Origin of the sequence: Bradyrhizobium sp. dw_411 (assembly GCF_018449695.1) — a bacterium.
In the GTDB taxonomy this organism is placed as follows: domain Bacteria; phylum Pseudomonadota; class Alphaproteobacteria; order Rhizobiales; family Xanthobacteraceae; genus Bradyrhizobium.
The window spans coordinates 25,183-43,650 of sequence record NZ_JAAVUY010000017.1; the positions used below are offsets into that span (position 1 = coordinate 25,183).

16 protein-coding genes are annotated in these 18,468 nt (G+C 62.8%); 9 read left to right on the forward strand and 7 right to left on the reverse strand.

Annotation, left to right across the window (positions count from 1 at the left end; all coding sequences use genetic code 11):
* Nucleotides 1–145 precede the first annotated feature (145 nt).
* The gene (rpmE, locus tag HB676_RS25695; RefSeq protein WP_213741270.1) at nucleotides 146–373 is read left to right on the forward strand and encodes a 50S ribosomal protein L31; all 228 of its coding nucleotides are present in this window, start codon (nucleotides 146–148) and stop codon (nucleotides 371–373) included.
* A 224-nt stretch (nucleotides 374–597) separates the two neighbouring features.
* On the opposite strand, the gene HB676_RS25700 is transcribed toward rpmE, so the two are convergent.
* Entirely contained in the window at nucleotides 598–1,110 is a 513-nt protein-coding gene (locus HB676_RS25700; RefSeq protein WP_213741271.1) for a DUF1465 family protein, read from the reverse strand.
* A gap of 490 nt (nucleotides 1,111–1,600) precedes the next feature.
* Entirely contained in the window at nucleotides 1,601–1,792 is a 192-nt protein-coding gene (locus HB676_RS25705; protein ID WP_213741272.1) for a DUF1192 domain-containing protein, read from the reverse strand.
* Between the two features lie 112 nt (nucleotides 1,793–1,904).
* On the opposite strand from HB676_RS25705, the gene HB676_RS25710 reads away from it, so the two are divergent.
* Nucleotides 1,905–2,903, forward strand: a complete 999-nt coding sequence (locus HB676_RS25710; protein WP_213741273.1) for an NAD(P)H-quinone oxidoreductase — start codon at nucleotides 1,905–1,907, stop codon at nucleotides 2,901–2,903.
* Between the two features lie 120 nt (nucleotides 2,904–3,023).
* Entirely contained in the window at nucleotides 3,024–5,900 is a 2,877-nt protein-coding gene (locus tag HB676_RS25715; RefSeq protein WP_213741274.1) for an EAL domain-containing protein, read from the forward strand.
* Between the two features lie 28 nt (nucleotides 5,901–5,928).
* Here HB676_RS25715 and HB676_RS25720 read toward each other — a convergent pair whose 3' ends face one another.
* Nucleotides 5,929–6,921 (reverse strand): tripartite tricarboxylate transporter substrate binding protein, encoded by a 993-nt coding sequence (locus HB676_RS25720; RefSeq protein ID WP_213741275.1) that lies wholly within the window; start codon nucleotides 6,919–6,921, stop codon nucleotides 5,929–5,931.
* Between the two features lie 85 nt (nucleotides 6,922–7,006).
* Entirely contained in the window at nucleotides 7,007–7,270 is a 264-nt protein-coding gene (locus tag HB676_RS25725) for a hypothetical protein (RefSeq protein WP_213741276.1), read from the reverse strand.
* Nucleotides 7,271–7,525: 255 nt separating this feature from the next.
* Here HB676_RS25725 and HB676_RS25730 point away from each other — a divergent pair, with 255 nt between their 5' ends.
* Entirely contained in the window at nucleotides 7,526–9,022 is a 1,497-nt protein-coding gene (locus HB676_RS25730; protein ID WP_213741277.1) for a diguanylate cyclase, read from the forward strand.
* A 4-nt stretch (nucleotides 9,023–9,026) separates the two neighbouring features.
* Here the strand turns inward: HB676_RS25730 and galU are convergent, their stop codons facing one another.
* Nucleotides 9,027–9,911 carry a UTP--glucose-1-phosphate uridylyltransferase GalU gene (gene galU, locus HB676_RS25735; protein ID WP_213741278.1) on the reverse strand — a complete coding sequence of 295 codons (885 nt, stop codon included), beginning with the start codon at nucleotides 9,909–9,911 and terminating at the stop codon, nucleotides 9,027–9,029.
* Nucleotides 9,912–10,170: 259 nt separating this feature from the next.
* On the opposite strand from galU, the gene HB676_RS25740 reads away from it, so the two are divergent.
* Together HB676_RS25740 and HB676_RS25745 are read left to right on the forward strand one after the other, a co-directional pair.
* Complete coding sequence (locus HB676_RS25740; protein ID WP_249780479.1) at nucleotides 10,171–11,529, forward strand: lytic murein transglycosylase; 1,359 nt, start codon at nucleotides 10,171–10,173, stop codon at nucleotides 11,527–11,529.
* 224 nt (nucleotides 11,530–11,753) lie between these two features.
* On the forward strand, nucleotides 11,754–13,424 hold the full coding sequence (locus HB676_RS25745; RefSeq protein ID WP_213741280.1) for a DUF459 domain-containing protein: 1,671 nt from the start codon (nucleotides 11,754–11,756) through the stop codon (nucleotides 13,422–13,424).
* An 87-nt stretch (nucleotides 13,425–13,511) separates the two neighbouring features.
* Here the strand turns inward: HB676_RS25745 and HB676_RS25750 are convergent, their stop codons facing one another.
* Nucleotides 13,512–13,886: a CsbD family protein gene (locus tag HB676_RS25750; RefSeq protein ID WP_213741281.1), complete on the reverse strand. Its 375-nt coding sequence runs from the start codon at nucleotides 13,884–13,886 to the stop codon at nucleotides 13,512–13,514.
* Between the two features lie 189 nt (nucleotides 13,887–14,075).
* On the opposite strand from HB676_RS25750, the gene HB676_RS25755 reads away from it, so the two are divergent.
* Nucleotides 14,076–14,963 carry a TauD/TfdA family dioxygenase gene (locus HB676_RS25755; RefSeq protein WP_213741282.1) on the forward strand — a complete coding sequence of 296 codons (888 nt, stop codon included), beginning with the start codon at nucleotides 14,076–14,078 and terminating at the stop codon, nucleotides 14,961–14,963.
* 151 nt (nucleotides 14,964–15,114) lie between these two features.
* Here the strand turns inward: HB676_RS25755 and HB676_RS25760 are convergent, their stop codons facing one another.
* Nucleotides 15,115–15,792, reverse strand: coding sequence for a YqgE/AlgH family protein (locus tag HB676_RS25760; RefSeq protein WP_213741283.1), 678 nt, complete (start codon nucleotides 15,790–15,792; stop codon nucleotides 15,115–15,117).
* A 156-nt stretch (nucleotides 15,793–15,948) separates the two neighbouring features.
* Between HB676_RS25760 and HB676_RS25765 the strand changes: the two genes are divergently transcribed.
* The gene (locus tag HB676_RS25765; RefSeq protein WP_213741284.1) at nucleotides 15,949–16,788 is read left to right on the forward strand and encodes a protein-disulfide reductase DsbD domain-containing protein; all 840 of its coding nucleotides are present in this window, start codon (nucleotides 15,949–15,951) and stop codon (nucleotides 16,786–16,788) included.
* Nucleotides 16,789–16,958: 170 nt separating this feature from the next.
* On the forward strand, nucleotides 16,959–18,338 hold the full coding sequence (locus HB676_RS25770; protein WP_213741285.1) for a polysaccharide biosynthesis C-terminal domain-containing protein: 1,380 nt from the start codon (nucleotides 16,959–16,961) through the stop codon (nucleotides 18,336–18,338).
* Nucleotides 18,339–18,468: the final 130 nt, after the last annotated feature.

The following is an 18,468-nucleotide window of genomic DNA, read 5'->3' on the forward strand; positions in this document are numbered from 1 at the left end:
GGGTGATGGGGTCCGGCGCGATGCCGGCAAGATATCCGGCTTATGAGCAAACCCGGCTTGTTTTACAGGCCCTGCTGCGTTATAGACCCGCCAAATCCGCATATTGCCATCGAAACACAGGCGCAGGCGCGCCGAAGGATCTGTCATGAAAGCCGAAATTCACCCGGAATATCATATGATTACGGTCGTAATGACCGATGGCACGGAATACCCGACGCGCTCCACCTGGGGCAAGGAAGGCGACAAGCTGAACCTCGACATCGACTCCAAGTCGCACCCGGCTTGGACCGGCGGCACCCAGCAGATGCTCGATCGCGGCGGCCGCGTCTCGCGGTTCCAGAAGAAGTTCTCGGGCTTCCTCAAGAAAGATTGAGGGCTTTCAAGCCTTTTTCCGGCCAGATACCAAAACGCCCCTGCGTGGTCAGGGGCGTTTTTATTTTGCGCGCTTCGTAGCTTCGTAGGGTGGGCAAAGGCGCCCTTGCGCCGTGCCCACCATCGGCGGCGAGATGGTGGGCACGCTGCGCTTTGCCCACCCTACAGAAGTAAAAACGCCCCGGCGCGAGCCGAGGCGTTTTTGTTTGCGACGATGAAATAAACTTAGCGCTCGAAGGCCGCCTTGAGACGGTTGAGCTGGGGAACCAGCGGATTGCCGATCGCGGCGCGCTCGGCGGCCGGCGCATGAATTGTGACATCGAGACGACGCACCTTGGCCTGCAACGCCATCGAGCGGCCGATCAGCTCCTGCAATTGCGGCGGCAATTTCTCGATGATGTCGTCCGGGCCGGGATCGGCGGCCGAGAGCTTGACCTTGGTCTTTTCGCGGTTGGCCTGGGTCAGCGTCATCTCGCCTTCCTTCACCGCGCGATGCAGCAACAGCCATGACGCCAGTTGCATCAGGCGCGTGGTCAGTCGCATGCTCTCGGTTGCGTAAGTGAGGCTGACCGAACGGTCCAGCGCCTTGGCCTCGGTGCGGCCCGCGCCGTCGAGATAGGCCGCGGTTTCCTCAACCAGATCCATGCCTTCGCGGAACAGGGTACCGAAGGCTGCGGAGTTGGTCAGCCGCTCGGAGAATTGTACGAGCGCGCTTTCGCCTTGCGAACGGTCCGACATAGTTAACGCCTCACGCAACTGGATACGGCCGGCTTTCGAACGCGCCGGATTATGATGAACAAATCATTGCGCGCTCCCGGGCGGGAGTCCAGCGGCAAGCGTTATTATGGTTTCCAGCGAGGTGACGCAGACGCCAAAAAGCAGCGGCCAAAAAAGAGCCGCCGTTTCCGGCGGCTTTTGAAGTTGATAACAGGGAGGCGTCAAACAGAGTGGACAGGAGCCACTCGGTGTCCAAAACAGGACACTCACAGTCATAAGCCAGAAAGCTTAATCGACCGTAAACGAGCGGTTTTTTTTAGGGTTTGTTTGCCATGTCGGCCATTGGCCGAGTGGTGGGACTTGCGAATACGCGACGCCCTCTCAACCCGTCGTCCCGGCGCAGGCCGGGATCCATAGCCTCCGTCGGTGATTGTGCGGATGGTATTGGCGGCTCTGCTTTATCGAGAGATCACGCGGTATGGGTCCCGGCGTTCGCCGGGACGACGATAGCTTACGACTTGAAAAAACTGTTCGCCGCATCCTTTGACGCACGCTTCTTGGTCATGGCGACTTGCAGCCGCTCGATTTCCGAAGTCATCAGCGCAATCCGCTCGGCCAGTTCCTCGACCGACAGCAGCGAAAGGTCCTGCCCGATCTCGTGGGTGATTTTCCTTCGCGGCTTGTCGTCGTCCTCGATCGCCATGCGTTCTACTCCGGTCAACGGGACCTGAAATGGTTGCCAGCCGGAACATGGCTGGCTAATCAGACGCCTGAAATTATTAGCGTTTGGCCCAGAATTAATCCAAGGACAAATCATGGAAAAACTGCCCGCGCAAATGACCGTTATCGGCATCAGCAAGCCGGGCGGCCCGGAAGTCCTGTTGCCCGAAACCCGCGCGGTGCCGGTGCCCGGCCCGAACGAAATCCTGGTCAAGGTCGAAGCCGCCGGCGTCAACCGTCCCGATGTCGCGCAACGCTCCGGCGCCTATCCGCCGCCGCCCGGCGCCAGCGATTTGCCCGGCCTCGAGATCGCGGGCGAGGTGGTGGCGCTCGGCGCCGGCAGCAGCAAACATAAGCTCGGCGACAAGGTGATGTCGCTGGTGGCCGGCGGCGGCTATGCGCAATATTGCATCGCGCAGGATGCCCAGGCGATGGCGGTGCCGTCTGCGCTGTCGATGCTCGAGGCCGGCGCCACGGCAGAGACGCTGATGACGGTGTGGCACAATGTGTTCGAGCGCGGCGGCTTGAAGCCGGGCGAGACGCTGTTGATCCATGGCGGCTCTTCAGGCATCGGCACCATGGCGATCCAGCTCGCCAAGGCGTTCGGCTCCAGGGTGATCGTGACCGTCGGATCCAAAGAGAAAGCTGACGCATGCCTGAAGCTCGGCGCCGACCACGCCATCAATTACAAAACCGAGGATTTTGTCGCCGCCACCAAGACTTTCACAGAGGGCCGGGGTGTCGAGGTCATTCTCGACATGGTCGCCGGCGATTACGTCGAGCGCAATTATGACGCGGCCGCGGTCGACGGACGCATCGTCCAGATCGCGCTGCTCGGCGGCGCCAAGGCCACGGTCAACTTCGGCAAGCTGATGGTGAAACGGCTGCATCATACGGGTTCGACGCTGCGGCCCCGTAGTAATACGGACAAGGCGGCGATGGTGGCGGCCATCGAGGCCAAGGTGATGCCGCTGTTGCGCGAGGGCCGTATCAAGCCCCTGATGGACAGCACGTTCCCGCTGGAAAAGGCCGCGGACGCGCACCGGCGGATCGAGACCAGCGAACATATTGGCAAAATTGTGTTGGCGGTTTAACTCTCGCAAGCGATACCAGACCGGAAACCCTTTGATTTCCTTCGCTTTCATGTCATTTATCCCGACGACACCGGGCGGCCCGCTTCGCCCGCAAACGATGTTGATCGCGGAGAACTGACATTGCGTCTGATCAGGTGCCTCGCGCCCCTCGCGCTGGGCCTCATGATGTTTGCCGCCGTGCAACCGGCAAAGGCGATCGACGCGGTCAGCGTCCGTAGTGACGCGCCCGCGATCGACCTGACCGCGGTGCTCGACCATCAGCGCAGCGACAGCGACCGTATCCAGGTCTCCACCGCCCCCGGCACCGACGGCATCGTCCGCCGCATCGAGGTCCGCGCCCGCGAGGGCGGGCAGAACTGGGTGGTATTCGCGCTCGCCAATAACACCGACGACCAGCTCGACCGCCTGATCGTGGCCCCGCATTACCGCATCGTGTCGTCGGGGCTATTGTGGCCCGACCTCGGCCTGTCCCGCATCGCGACCATCACGCCGTCGACCGGCGACCGGCCGGAACGCCAGGAAAGCGCGACCGCGGACATTTTCCGCGTCACGCTGGACCCCGGCTCCGTCATCACCTTTGTCGCGGAATTGCGCACCGATAAACTGCCGCAGCTCTATCTGTGGGAGCCTGACGCTTACAAAGACAAGGTCAACTCGTTCACGCTGTACCAGGGCATCGTGATCGGCATTTCCGGATTGCTGGCGCTGGTCTTGACCATCCTGTTCGTGGTCAAGGGCAGCATCATGTTTCCGGCCGCCGCCGCGCTGGCCTGGGCGGTTCTCGTTTATATCGGCGTCGATTTCGGCTTCTGGGGCAAAGTGCTCGACATGTCGAACAATGCCGAGCGCGTCTGGCGCGCCGCCGGTGAGGCGATCCTGGCCGCGACGCTATTGGTGTTTCTGTTCGCCTATCTCAATCTCAGCCGCTGGCATGTGCGCTATTCCCATATCACCGTCGGCTGGCTGGCCTTTCTCGGTTCGCTGGTGGCGCTGGCGCTGTTCGATCCCGCCGTCGCCTCCGGCATTGCGCGGATGTCGCTGGTGCTGATCGCCTTCGCAGGCTTTGCGTTGATCGTGTACCTGTCGACCCACGGCTTCGACCGCGCGGTGCTGCTGATCCCGACCTGGTTCCTCCTCGTGGTCTGGGTGGTCGCGGCCGGCATGACGGTCGCAGGCTCCGTCACCAACGACATCGTCGGCCCGGCGCTGCTCGGCGGCCTCGTGCTGATCGTGATGCTGATCGGATTTACCGTGATGCAGCACGCCTTCGCGGGGGGCGGCGCCACCACCGGCGTGGTCTCCGACGTCGAGCGCCGCGCGCTGGCGCTGACCGGTTCGGGCGACCTGATCTGGGACTGGGACGTTTCCGCCGACAAGGTGTTCACCAGCCCGGAGACCGAGACTTTGCTGGGCCTCAAGCGCGGCACGCTGGAAGGCCCCGCCGCCAAATGGCTCGAAGTGCTGCATCCGCTCGATCAGGATCGTTTTCGTGCCGCGCTCGACAGCGTGCTCGACCAGCGACGCGGCCGGCTGGTGCAGGATTTCCGTCTGCGCACGCCCGACGGCCATTTCATGTGGTTCGCGCTCAAGGCGCGCCCGGTGGTCGGCTCCGACGGCGAAGTTTCCCGCGTGGTCGGCACATTGACCGACGTCACCGAAACCAAGAACGCCGAAGAGCGCCTGCTGCACGATTCCGTGCATGACAACCTCACCGGCCTGCCGAACCGCAAATTGTTCATCGACCGCCTCGGTGGCGTCGCCAATTTCGCCAAAACCATGCCGAACCTGCGGCCGACGCTGATGGTGATCGATCTCGATCGCTTCAAGCAGGTCAATGATTCCGTCGGCATCGCGGTCGGCGATTCCATCCTGCTGACGCTGGCGCGGCGGCTGACGCGGATTCTCAAGCCGCAGGATACGCTGGCGCGGTTGTCCGGCGATCAGTTCGGCCTGCTGCTGATGTCGGAACAGGATCCGGCGCGCATCATCGCGTTTGCCGAAACCATCCGCAAAACCATCCGCGCGCCGATCGCCTTCAACGACCGCGAGATTTTCCTGACCGCCTCGATCGGGCTCGCATTGTCCGATCCGCAGACCCAACTGACCGACGAGCTGATCAAGGACGCCGAGCTCGCGATGTATCACTCCAAGCGGATCGGCGGCGACCGCATCGACGTCTACAAACCAGCGATGCGCGCGCGGAAAACCGACCGGCTGACGCTGGAATCCGAACTGCGCCGCGCCATCGAGCGCGAGGAAATCACCATCCTGTACCAGCCGATCGTGCGGCTGGAAGATCGCTCGATCGCTGGCTTCGAGGCACTGGCGCGCTGGGACCATCCGAAACTTGGACGGATGTCGCCGGTGGAATTCATCTCCATCGCCGAAGAGATCGGCCTGATCGTCGATCTCGGCATGTTCGTGATGGACCAGACCGCCAAGCAGCTTGCGATCTGGCAGCGCGCGATGCGCTCGCGCGAGCCGATCTTCGCCAGCGTCAACGTCTCCTCGCGGCAATTGCTGCGGCACGATCTGATCCACGATATCCGCACCGTGCTCTCGCGTTCCTCGGTCGCGCGCGGCACGCTGAAGCTCGAACTGACCGAGTCGCTGGTGATGGAGAACCCGGAACACGCCGCCCAGATGCTGACGCGGATTCGCGAACTGGGCACCGGCCTGTCGCTGGACGATTTCGGCACCGGCCATTCGTCGCTGGCCTACCTGCAGCGCTTCCCGTTCGACACCATCAAGATCGACCAGTCGTTTGTGCGCACCACCAGCCGCGGCACAAGACCTGTGATCCTCAAATCGATCATCGCACTGGCGCATGATCTCGGCATGGACGTGGTCGCGGAAGGCGCCGAGACCGATTCCGACGCGGTCGAGCTCTATCAATTGGGTTGCGAATACGCCCAAGGGTTTGCGTTTGGCGAACCGATGGACGCCGACGCCGCGATGCGCCTGCTCACCGAAGAGCGGCTTGAGGCTGCGAGCTAATCCACCAAGCTCGACACGGCACTCTCGTTCATTCCACCTTGATGCCGGTCGCGTCGATCACCGCTTTCCATTCCCGCGCCTGCTCGACAAGTGCGGCGCGAAATTCGCCGGGGGTGCCGATCCTGGCCTCGACACCGATCGCCTCCAGGCTGGCGCGAACCTCCGCCGTCTGCAGCCCTTCATTGATGGCACGATTGAGTTGGTCGACGATCGGCGCGGGCGTACCGGCCGGGGCAAGCAGCCCGAACAGGACCTCCGACGGGAAGCCTGAGATTCCCACTTCATTCATCGTCGGGGTCTGCGGCAGTTCCGGCCAGCGCGTTTGGCTGGTCACCGCGAGCGCTTTCAGTTGTCCGTCCTTGAACAGCGAAAGCAAATTCGACTTGTTGTTGAAGACCATCTCGATATGGCCGCCCAACAGGTCGGTCACGGCAGGTGCGCCGCCCTTGTAGGGCACGAACAAAATGTCAGTGCCGGTCTTGATCTTGAAGAACTCGCTGGCGATGTGGGTGTAAAGGCCCGGAGGCGCGCCGTATTTCAGCTTTCCCGGATTATCCCTGGCGTATGCGACCAGTTCCTGGAATGTAGTAACGGGTACGCGGGGCGATACCGCCAGCGCCAGCGTGTCGACGCAGATGGTTGCGATCGGAGCAAAAGAGTCGATCGGATCAAACCCGACATCCGGATAGAGCGCGCCGTTGATCGAGTTGACGTTGGTCCCACCGAGCAGCAGCGTATAGCCGTCAGGAGAAGCATTAGCGACGAGTTTGGCGCCGATCCGCCCCGTTGCGCCCGCGTGATTTTCGACAATGACGCTTTTGCCGAGTTTGGCGGAAATCGATTGCGCGATCAGGCGCGCAGCAACATCGGTCGGCCCACCCGCTGGAAAAGGGACGACGATCTTGATCGTTCTGAGCGGATATTCTTCCGCCTGACTAGCTTGGATAAATCCGGCGGCGAAGAGAACCGCCAGCCCGGCAAACAGCCCAGACGCGACGCGCAGCCGATGGCGGCTCGCCATCCCCGTTAACGCACAAGCGAGTCCCACGACGTTCCCCACCATTCCTGCTTCCCTTGCTCAGGAAGTTCTAGGAACCCATCATAGGCTATTTACGCCTGGCAGGAACTATCTTCTTGAACCGCACGCTCTTGCCGTCCGCCATCCGGGTCGCGATGTAGCCGCCGGCGAGGCACGCCTCGCGCTGCGGCATCTTCTCCTGCGGGCTGCGCAGCGTCTCCCACCACGAGGCGCGGTGCGCCGCGCGCGGCAGCGCGGCGTCGATGATCTCCTCGATCTGATCGAAGCTGAGCACGAATTCAGGAAGCTGCTGCTTCGTCAGGTAATCACGCAGCGCGTCGTAATCGTTCACTTATATCCCCAAGCCGCATGATCCGCTGATGTGAGCGGTTTGCCGCCCTTTCATAGGTGAGAGCGCGGCCGGACGCAAAACCGGATTCCACTTTTGCCGGCCGTACACAGGCGGATAGCGCTCCAAACCTACCCTTCCCTTCACCCGGTATTCACCGGGTCAGGAAAAGAAAGCGTTAACTCATTCATGTAGCGCTTGCCCGATTTAAGCGGGCGGCAACCATTCCGGGCGCATGAGCAGGGCCGGGAGCGAGCGATGGGTTTAGGACGGCGCAACGACAAGGCCAGCCGGCCCTGGCGGCTATCGGCAAAATTGCTGATCGTGTCGTCAGTGGCGACGGTGATCGGCTTTTCCGCGATCTGCGCCAGCGTAATGATCGACATGCGCCGTGGCGAGGAAGCGCTGGCGCACCAGACCCTCGAAAACCTCGCATCCGGTATCGACGCTGATATCAGCCGCAACGTCGAGCTGTTCGACCTGTCGCTGCGCGCGGTCGCGAGCAACATGGTGGCCCCGGAGCTTAACCAGGTCAGCAAGCCGATCCGGCAGCTGATCCTGTTCGATCACGCCGCAACTGCGAAGCACTTCGGGGCGATCCAGGTGTTCGATGCCGACGGAAAACTGATCGTCGATGCCTCGACGATGGATCCGGCGCACGAGAACCGCAGCGACGAAGAGTATTTCAGCGTCCACCGCGACCGGCCCGATGTGGGGCTGTTCATCAGCCGCCCGATGTTGCATCACGGCGCCTATGCCATCGTGCTCAGCCGGCGTATTACCGGCGACGATGGAAGCTTTCGCGGCGTCGTCGCTGGCTCGATCCGCTTCAGTTACTTTCATGACCTGTTCAGCCGCCTCAGCCTCGGGCCGGAAGACACCATCACGGTTTTCCGTCACGACGGCACCATCATCATGCGCACGCCATTCGATCTCGACGTGATCGGCAAGAACCTCAGCCATCTGCCCGGTGTCAAGCGGACGCTGTCGGAGCCGAGCGGATATTTCTCGAGAAATGCCGCGTCGGATCAGGTATTTCGATTATACGTCTGGCGCGACGGCACCAGACCGCTGGTCGTGCTGGTGGGAAAGCCGTGGGATGACATTCTCAGGCTATGGCGCACCGAGGCGACGCGGATCGGCGCGATCATGCTGGCGCTGATCGCGTTCGTGCTAGGCGTGACGCTGTTCCTGGCCCGCGAAATCGGCCGCCGCGCGATCGCCGAGGACAAGCTCGAGGAGATGGCGACCACCGACGCGCTCACCGGGTTGAAGAACCGGCGCAAGTTCGATTCCGCCATCGACATCGAATGGCGGCGTGCGGCGCGTCACAAAACGCCGCTGGCGTTGCTGATGATCGATGCCGACCATTTCAAAGCCTATAACGACACCTTCGGGCATCAGGCCGGCGACGAGGTCCTGGTCGGTATCGCTATCTGCATTACGGAAGCGGTGCGGCGGGCCGGCGACTGTGTTGCACGTTATGGCGGCGAGGAATTCGCCGTGCTGTTGCCCGGCCTTTCGGCCGTGGAAGCGCTGGAGGTCGCCGAAACGATCCGGCTGAATGTATTGCAATGGTCCGGCGATCCACCCATCACCAGTGTCAGCATCGGTATCGCGAGCCTGACGCCCGACCCGGCCATCGACTGGGCCGGTCTGGTGATGGCCGCCGACCGGGCGCTTTACGCCGCGAAAGCCAACGGCCGCAATTGCTCGGTGCTGGCGAGCGTGCCGAAGCTGTCGCTGGTGGCGTAAGCTCTCACTTCTGCTCCAGATACGCCTTCATCTCCGCGCGCAGGCCGTCGCGCAAATCGGCGCGCGCCATGCCGTAGGCGATATTGGCGCGCAAAAATCCCGCTTTCGAGCCGCAATCATGCCGCTCGCCTTCGAACTCGACGCCGTAGAAGCTTTGGGTTTTAGCCAGTCCGATCATCGCATCGGTGAGCTGGATTTCACCGCCGGCGCCGCGCTCCTGGGTTTCCAGGATCTTGAAGATTTCCGGCTGCAGGATGTAGCGCCCGGTGATCGACAGATTCGATGGCGCGGTGCCTTTCGCAGGCTTCTCCACCATGCCATCGACCTCGAACAAATTGGCGCGCGTGTGGCGCTTGCCGATGCCGCAAATGCCATATTGGTGCGTCAGATGCGCCGGCACTTCCTCCACCGCGATCAGATTGGATTTGCCGCCGAGATCGTCAGCGGCCTCGATCATCTGCTTGAGGCAGCCCGGCGTGTTGAGCACCAGTTCGTCCGGCAGCACCACCGCGAACGGTTCATCGCCGACAATGTCGCGCGCGCACCATACCGCGTGGCCGAGACCGAGCGGCGCCTGTTGGCGGGTAAAACTCATGGCGCCGGCTTCCGGCTGGTCGCGCGCCAGAATGTCCATCTCGGTCTTCTTGCCGCGCGCGGCGAGCGTGGCATCGAGTTCGTACATCCGGTCGAAATGGTCCTCGATCACACCCTTGTTGCGGCCGGTCACGAAGATAAAATGTTCGATGCCGGCTTCCCTCGCCTCGTCGACCACATACTGGATCAGCGGCTTGTCGACGATGGTCAGCATCTCCTTCGGCATCGCCTTGGTTGCGGGCAGGACGCGGGTGCCGAGGCCGGCGACCGGGAAAACGGCTTTGCGGATTTTCATGGGACGGAAGCTGCCTTGAGAGAGCGGGCGGGAGGGTGGAATATATCGATCGGTGGGCGCTAAACGAGCCGGTAACAACGGCGGATGTGTGGTGCAGTTCCTGAATGCGTCTCAGCCGCGTTACCTTGGCTGCGGGAAGACCCTAACGTAAAAACTTCTCACTTGTTAAGCTATTGGAAACTGTGACCGGGCCTCCTGAAAACGGGATGTTTCAGGGATCTGCGGGTGAACCATGACGCGAGCGACAGAACCAGTGAAGATGCGGGCCGGCGCAATCATCCTTGCGGCGGCGCTCATCTGCTGCGGTGAGGCCCGCGCGCAGTCCTCGAGCCCGCTCGACTTCCTCGGCAATATCTTCTCCTCGAAAAATGCCCCTGCCAACCCCTCACCCCCGCCGGGCGCCGCGGTGCCCGGCAGCGGCCCGCTGCCATGGAGCGGCGAGGACGGCGCCTCCGGCCATCCCCTGATGACCGCCACCGCAATCCGCGAGGCGGCCGCGAATTTCGATGGCTGCGTGGCCTCGATGTGGCCTGATGCCGCACGCCGCAACATCACGCAGGAAAATTTCCAGCGCTTCACCGCAGGCCTTTCGCCTGACCTGCGCATCATGGATCTGATGGATTCGCAGCCGGAATTTACCAAGTCGATCTGGGACTATCTCGATATCCTGGTGAACGACAATCGTCTCGCCCGGGGGCGCGAGATCCTCGCCAAATACAAAACGCAGTTCGACGCGGTGGAAAAAGCCTACGGCGTCGACCGCTACGCGATCGCCGCGATCTGGGGCATCGAATCGAATTACTCGACCCAGATGGGTGATCGCAGCGTGCTGCAATCCACCGCGACGCTGGCCTGCATCGGCCGCCGCCAGAAATATTTCAGGGATGAATTCCTCTCGGCGCTGGAAATCCTCAATCACGGCGACCTGCGTCCCGAGCAGATGCGCGGGTCCTGGGCCGGCGCCTTCGGCCCGACGCAATTCATGCCGACCGCGTTCAAGCGCTACGCCGTGGACGGCGACGGCGACGGCCGCCGCGACGTGGTCGACGACCCCGCCGACCTGATCGCCTCCACCGCCAACAATCTCAAGAAAGACGGCTGGCAGACCGGCCAAAGCTGGGGCTACGAGGTCGTGGTGCCCGCAGGCTTCAACTACATGCTGGCGGATCGCGCCAAGGCGATGACGATGGCGCAGTGGCAGCATCTCGGCCTCAAGCGCGCCAACGGCCAGCCATTCCCGCCGATCTCCGACAAGGCCTATCTGCTGGCGCCCGCCGGGGCGCAGGGGCCCGGATTCCTGATGCTGCAGAATTTCCGCGTCATCATGAAATACAATCCGGCCGAGGCCTATGCGCTCGCGATCGGTCATTTCGCCGACCGGTTGCGCGGCGGGCCAGCCTTCGTACAGCCCTGGCCGCGGCAGGAGCGCGAATTGTCGCGGGCCGAGCGGCTGGAACTGCAGCAACTGCTGGTCCAGCGCGGATTCTACCGCGGCACCCCGGACGGCCAGTTTGGCGGCGAAACAAGGGAGGCGCTGCGCAGCTTCCAGGCCTCGGTCGGCGCCCCCGCGGACGGATTTGCCTCTTCACAGGTGCTGGAACAGCTCCGGGGCCGATGAAACGCCCGGTTCCGATCCTAAAAGTAACCCTGAACAATACATTTCCGCACCGCCCTTGACGGCGCCGGCCGATGACCGATTTATGGCGTGGAATATGCCCGCTTGCGGCCCGATTCCGCTATTATAGCCAACGCCAGATCTTCGGGTCTTGGCGAACAATATCTTGGCGTACAATATCTTGGCGTACAAGCTCTTGGCCTGATCTTTCATTACGATCGACGCACATGCAGAAGCCGAAATCCTTCTTCCGGGTTTTTACCGAGAGCGGTCCGCTGATGGTGCTGGCCGTCGCGGTGGCGCTGCTGGTCGGGATCGTGGGACCGGCTTCCGCGCAGTTTTTCAATTTCGGCGGACCGCCGCGGCCCCAACCGCAGCAGCAGCGCGGCGCTCCCGGCCCGGGCGGCGGAACCTGGTTTGGCGGCGACCTGTTCGCGCCGTTCCAGCAGCAGGCGCCGAAACGGGTCGAGAACTATTCCAAGGCGCCCCCGCCGGAGAAGCGCGAGACCGTGCCCGACCGCAACGTGCTGGTGCTCGGCGACGGCATGGCCGACTGGCTCGCTTACGGTCTCGAGGACGCCTATGCCGAACAGCCCGACATGGGCGTGCTGCGCCGGCACAAGACCGTCTCCGGCCTGATCCGCTATCAGCCCAAGGGCGAGCCGGCCGACTGGGCCGCGGCCGCCAAGGGCATCCTCGCGACCGAGAAACCCGACGCCATCGTCGTCATGCTTGGCCTTAACGACCGCGTATCGATGCGGGAGCCAACGGCTGAGAAAACCGACGCCAAATCATCAGATAAGTCATCGGACAAAAAAACCGACAAGAAAGACGCCCGCGCCAAACCGGATGGCACCGCCGATTCGACGAAGCCGGAAGATAAGGCAACCGATACCGACCTGTCTGATGACGCCGACAATGGCGACACGCCGTCGCTGATCGCACCGGAAAAGAGCGCGCGTTCGCCGAACGGCGTGTATGAATTCCGCGAGGATCGCTGGGTCGAACTCTACACCAAGAAAATCGAAGAGATGATCGCGGTGACGAAATCCAAAGGCGTGCCGGTGCTGTGGGTCGGCCTGCCCGCGGTTCGCGGCGCCAAGGCAACCGCCGACATGCTGTTCCTGGATTCGCTGTATCGCGACGCCGCCGGCAAGGCCGGCATCACCTATGTCGATGTCTGGGACGGATTTGTCGACGAAGCCGGCCGCTTCCTGCAGCAAGGGCCGGACTTCGAAGGCCAGATCCGCCGGCTGCGTTCCTATGACGGCGTGTATTTCACCAAGCCCGGCGCGCGCAAGCTGGCGCATTATGTCGAGCGCGAGATTACCCGGCTGCTGGCGTCGCGCTCTGCGCCGATCGCGCTGCCGAGCGAGCCGGCCACGCCGGACGCCAATGCCCAGCCCGGCCAGCCGGCGCCGCGTCCGCTGGCCGGACCGATCCTGCCGCTGGTGGCCTCCTCCGTCGGCACCGATCAATTGCTGGGCGGTCCGGGATCGCGGCCAGCTTCAGTGGATGCGCTCGCCGCGCGCACGTTGGTCAAGGGTGAACCGCTCGCACCGCCCGCCGGCCGCGCCGATGATTTCGCCTGGCCGCGCCGTGAGATCGGCCGCGAACAGGCCAAGGGCGAAATTCCCGTAGCTTCGGTTTCGCCCGATGGAACGCCGGCCGCGCCGGCAGCACCGCCCAAGCCGAAAAAGCTTCGCCCGATTCAATCCGGTGTGCCTTCGACGTTCCGGGACTTCTTCGGGGTGAACACCGCGCCACGCCTGCTACAACCGCCACAACCGGGGCAGGCCGCGCCGCGGGCTCCGGGTGCGCCCGGCGTGCCGCGCCCACCGGGCAGCGTCGGCCGATCGGCGTCGGTACCGCCGGCGCCGGGTTTCTTCCCACAATAGACAGAACAAACCTCACGGCGAGGCGCGCTTTGGAGCGTCTCGAACCGTGAGGCGGAATATCCTGTTCCGTGACGACGTCGTGCCGGATCAGCCGTAATAGCGCCAGCGTTGCGGCGGCCGGCGCGGTTGACGCGTCATCAGCAGCGCCAAAGCAAAACCGATTCCACCCGCAATCAAGAGCGCGCCGAGCGGCTGCTCCTGCACCCGTTTCGCAACCGCTTCGGTGCCGCCGCGCAGGGTTTCGCTCCTGTTGGCGTAGGCATCCTTGGCATAACCGACCGCAGCCTCGCCCGCGTCGCGCGCGGCATCCTTGGCCTGCCCATACAGATTCTGCACGGTGCCGGCAGCCTCGCGGGTACGTCCCGCAGCCTGGGTCTGGGCATTGCCCGTCACGTCGCCGACGGCACCCTCGACCTTACCGGCGAAATCCTTTGCCGAACCGGCAATCCGATCCTTGTCCATCGCGGTCACTCCCTTGCGAAATAGGCGTGAGATGATTCTCAATGACCTAACCTATGAGACCGGTTCGGGTTCCGGCGGATGGCGCGTGCATTGGCTCAAGGGGGGCCGACCGTTGACATCGCACCCTCAGGGAGTAGCTTTTTGGCCAACAGCGGAACAACCGCTCGCCTGGACTTAAGGAGAAACGCCATGCCCGTGACGATCCGGCAGCTTCACCCGTTTTTCTTTGGCGAAGTCTCCGGCGTCGATCTGCGGCAACCGCTGACGCCGCAAGAGGCGGCCGATATCGAAGCCGGCATGGATAAATATGCCGTGCTGCTGTTCCGCGATCAGGACATTACCGACGACCAGCAACTGATCTTCGCGCGCAATTTCGGCGAACGCGAAAATGCCCGCGGCGGCACGGTCACCAAGCGGGAAGACTACCGGCTCACTTCGGGGCTGAACGACGTCTCCAATCTCGGCAAGGACGGCAAGCCGCTGCCGCGCGATCACCGTACCCATCTGTTCAACCTCGGTAACTGCCTGTGGCATTCCGACAGTTCGTTCCGCCCGATCCCGGCAAAATTCTCGCTGCTCTCGGCGCGGGTGGTGAACCCCAAGGGCGGCAACACCGAATTCGCCGACATGCGCGCGGCCTATGATGCGCTCGACGACGAAACCAAGGCCGAAATCGAGGACATGATCTGCGAACATTCGCTGATGTATTCGCGCGGCTCGCTTGGTTTCCTCGATTACACCGACGAAGAAAAAGCGATGTTCAAGCCGGTGCTGCAACGGCTGGTGCGCACCCATCCGGTGCATGGCCGCAAGTCGCTGTATCTGTCGTCGCATGCCGGCGGCATTCAGGGCATGACGGTGCCGGAAGCACGGCTGTTGTTGCGCGATCTCACCGAGCACGCCACCCAGCGCGAATTCGTCCATGTCCATCGCTGGAAGCTGCACGACCTCGTGATGTGGGACAATCGCCAGACCATGCACCGCGTGCGGCGTTACGACCAGTCCCAGCCCCGCGACATGCGCCGCGCCACGGTCGCCGGCACCGCACCGACGGTCGCGCAGCAGGCGGCGGAGTAGCAAAAATACGAAGCGTCGTCCCGGCGAAGGCCAAGGGACCCATAGCCACCGATGTTAGTTGCTAAGCACGGCGTCGGGCAGCTTCGCCTCAAGGATAGGACACGGCGTATGGGTCCCGGCCTTCGCCGGGACGACGAGCGCGAATAGCTGCCTACGCGTGCCCGGCGTCGTTCGACAACATGCCGGGATCGATCCCGATCTTGCGCAACGCCCGCAGGTATTTTTCCTCGACATCGCCGCCGAAGATCAGATCAGCATCTGCGTCGCAATGCAGCCAGCCATTGTCCTGGATTTCGGTTTCCAACTGTCCCGCCGCCCAGCCGGCATAGCCGAGCGCGAGAATGGCATGCTTCGGGCCGGCGCCCTTGGCGATTGCCTTGAGAATATCGACGGTGGCGGTCAGGCAGATGCCGTCGTCGATCCGCAGCGTCGCATCCTTGATGAAGAAATCGCTGGAATGCAGCACGAAGCCGCGGCCGGTATCGACCGGGCCGCCCTTGAGCACCTTCATGCTCTCGGCGTTCTCCGGCAGCTTGATCTCATCGTCCTTCTTGATGATGTCGAGTTGCACCAGCAATCCGGGAAAGTCGATGCTGCCCGCCGGACGATTGACGATGATCCCCATGGCGCCTTCGGCCGAATGCGCGCAGAGATAAATCACCGAACGCTCGAAGCGCGGATCGCCCATGACAGGCATCGCGATCAGCAATTGGCCATCGAGATAGCCATTATCCGCGCCGTGATCCGACAAACCGCGGCCCGACGAATCGCCGGAAAGGCCGGCAGCTTTACGGCGAACCGTCTTGGGTTTTTTGCCTTCAGGGTCCATCCGCAAGGACTCACATGTTGTTGGATATCCTGATATTGGGTGGCGGTTCTGTCAATCAAGCTTCCTTGCAACTTCCTGCAAACTTCCCTGCCGTTTTTGCAATCCATCACAAGCAATTCAATGGTTTACGATCTCGCTTGGCTGTAAGGACGTGCCATGATCATCCAGGTTCCCCTGCGAGCCACGCTCGGCATCGGCCTCGCCATGTTGGCGTCATCCATGACCCCGAAGGCGCACGCCCAGGACGCTTCGCCGTGGCAACGCAGCGGGCACGCCGCGGTCCGGCTGCTGGCGGGATCGCGCAGCGGATCCGTACTGCTCGGCGGCGTCGCCATGCAGCTTGAGCAGGGCTGGAAGACCTATTGGCGTAACCCCGGCGATTCCGGCGTTCCACCGCGTTTCGATTTCTCCAAATCCGACAATGTCGAAGCTGTGACGGTGCTGTGGCCGGCTCCGACCAAATTCGATGACGGCGCCGGCGGCCACTCGCTGGGCTATCACAACCAGATCGTGCTGCCGCTGCGGATTGTCGCGAAAAATGCCGACAGGCCTGTGACGCTGCGCGCCGATATCAATTATGCGGTGTGCGAGAAAATCTGCATTCCGGTCGAAGCCAATGCCGAACTCTCCTTTGCCAGCGTGGCCAGCACCGAAGACGGTGCGCTGTCGGCGGCACTCGACACGGTGCCGAAGCCCGCCAGCATCGGCGATCCGAATCCGCTGACCATCCGCGACGTCAAGCGCGAGGGCAAATCCACCGTGCTGGTCGATGTCGCCGCACCCGACGGCAAAGAGGTCAACCTGTTCGTCGAAGGACCGACGCCGGATTGGGGACTGCCGATACCGAACCTGATCGAAAAAAGCCCGCTTGGGGTCAAGCGATTCACCTTCGAACTCGACGGCCTGCCGCCGGGCGTCAAGCCCGATGGCGCCGCGCTGAAACTGACGCTGGTCGGCGGCGATCGCTCCTACGAGTTCAATATCAATCTGGATTAGGGTTGACCGTCATTCCGGGGCGCGCGCGAGCGCGAACCCGGAATCTCGAGATTCCGGGTTCATGCTTCGCATGCCCCGGAATGACAGCGCCAAACACCCAACCAAATCTTAACGAATAGTTGATAGCCCGATATTGCCGCATGTTGCGGTGATCCAGGGGATTTTCGGCTGTGGCCGTGATGGACGCTCAATCCGCAACAGCTCCGCCCACCGGCACCGTCACGCGGCTGAAAACCATGCTGCGGAGCCTGCTCGGCGGCACCAGCGAAGCTTCGGTGACGCGGCGACTGGCCGGCACGATCTTCATCATCCGCGTCGTCAGCGCCGCGATGGCGTATCTGTCACAGATCCTGCTGGCGCGCTGGATGGGCGGCTCGGATTACGGCGTTTACGTCTATGTCTGGACCTGGGTGCTGCTGCTCGGCAGCATGATGGATTTCGGCATCTCGGCGTCGGCGCAAAAGATCATCCCGGAATATCGCACCAAGGGCGAGCACGCGCTGCTGCGCGGCTTTCTCTCCGGCAGCCGCTGGATGACGTTTGCGGTCTCCTCAGTCGTGTCGCTCGCACTGGCCGGCGTGGTGAAAGCGCTGTCGCCGTGGATCGACGCCAACGAGTTGGTCCCGCTTTACATTGGCTGCATTACATTGCCGGCCTTCGTGGTCGCCAACACCCAGGACGGCATCGCGCGCTCGCATGACTGGATGCGGCTTGGACTGATGCCGCAATTCATCGTCCGCCAATCGCTGATCATCGGCCTCACGGCCGGCGCGTTTGCACTCGGTCTTCATCTCGGCGCGACCGCGGCGATGCTCGCCAGCGCTGCCGCCGTCTGGATTGCGATGATCGGGCAGATGGTGGTGCTGAACCGCCGCCTCGCCGGTCACATCGAGCCCGGCCCGAAAGCCTATGATTTCCACGGCTGGCTCGCGATCTCGCTGCCGATCCTGATGGTCGAGGGCTTCTACCTGCTGCTGTCCTATACCGACGTGCTGGTGCTGCAGCAGTTTCGTTCATCGCAGGAAGTCGGCGTCTATTTCGCCGTGGTCAAGACGCTGGCGCTGGTATCCTTCATCCATTACGCGATGTCGGCGACGACGGCGCATCGCTTTGCCGAATATCACGCGCTTGGCGACAAGGCGCGGCTGTCCGCCTATGTGGCGCACGCGATCAAATGGACGTTCTGGCCCTCGCTCGCCGCCACCGTCGTGCTGCTGGCCCTCGGCAAGCCGCTATTGTGGCTGTTCGGACCGCAATTCGTGACCGGCTACGACATCATGTTCATCGCGGCGATCGGCCTGGTGGTGCGTTCGGCGATCGGACCGGTCGAGCGGCTGCTCAACATGCTCGGCCATCAGCATATCTGCGCATTGGCCTATGCGCTGGCCTTCGCCATGAACGTCGTGCTCTGCGTTGTGCTGGTGCCGCGCTTCGGCGGCCACGGCGCCGCGGCCGCGACCTCGGTCTCGCTGGCCTTCGAGACGGTGCTATTGTTCTGGATCGTGCGGCGTCGGCTTGGCTTGCACGTGCTGGCGTTCGGGAAAAGTTAAAACCCTCAGTGTCATGCCCGGCCTTGTGCCGGGCATCCACGTCTTATTCCTTTTACTGCAAACAAGACGTAGATGGCCGGGACAAGCCCGGCCATGACGCATTTTTGTATCGAAGCAACGAGTGCCGCCG

Excerpts from the sequence above, each read along its gene's own strand:
- HB676_RS25750 (WP_213741281.1), bottom strand. The coding sequence starts at position 13,886 with ATGGACAAGGATCGGATTGCCGGTTCGGCAAAGGATTTCGCCGGTAAG.
- HB676_RS25705 (WP_213741272.1), bottom strand. The coding sequence starts at position 1,792 with ATGGCGATCGAGGACGACGACAAGCCGCGAAGGAAAATCACCCACGAG.
- HB676_RS25730 (WP_213741277.1), top strand. The coding sequence starts at position 7,526 with ATGGGTTTAGGACGGCGCAACGACAAGGCCAGCCGGCCCTGGCGGCTA.
- HB676_RS25720 (WP_213741275.1), bottom strand. The coding sequence starts at position 6,921 with ATGGCGAGCCGCCATCGGCTGCGCGTCGCGTCTGGGCTGTTTGCCGGG.
- HB676_RS25765 (WP_213741284.1), top strand. The coding sequence starts at position 15,949 with ATGATCATCCAGGTTCCCCTGCGAGCCACGCTCGGCATCGGCCTCGCC.
- HB676_RS25740 (WP_249780479.1), top strand. The coding sequence starts at position 10,171 with ATGCGGGCCGGCGCAATCATCCTTGCGGCGGCGCTCATCTGCTGCGGT.
- HB676_RS25755 (WP_213741282.1), top strand. The coding sequence starts at position 14,076 with ATGCCCGTGACGATCCGGCAGCTTCACCCGTTTTTCTTTGGCGAAGTC.
- HB676_RS25700 (WP_213741271.1), bottom strand. The coding sequence starts at position 1,110 with ATGTCGGACCGTTCGCAAGGCGAAAGCGCGCTCGTACAATTCTCCGAG.
- HB676_RS25745 (WP_213741280.1), top strand. The coding sequence starts at position 11,754 with ATGCAGAAGCCGAAATCCTTCTTCCGGGTTTTTACCGAGAGCGGTCCG.
- rpmE (WP_213741270.1), top strand. The coding sequence starts at position 146 with ATGAAAGCCGAAATTCACCCGGAATATCATATGATTACGGTCGTAATG.
- HB676_RS25760 (WP_213741283.1), bottom strand. The coding sequence starts at position 15,792 with ATGGACCCTGAAGGCAAAAAACCCAAGACGGTTCGCCGTAAAGCTGCC.
- galU (WP_213741278.1), bottom strand. The coding sequence starts at position 9,911 with ATGAAAATCCGCAAAGCCGTTTTCCCGGTCGCCGGCCTCGGCACCCGC.
- HB676_RS25710 (WP_213741273.1), top strand. The coding sequence starts at position 1,905 with ATGGAAAAACTGCCCGCGCAAATGACCGTTATCGGCATCAGCAAGCCG.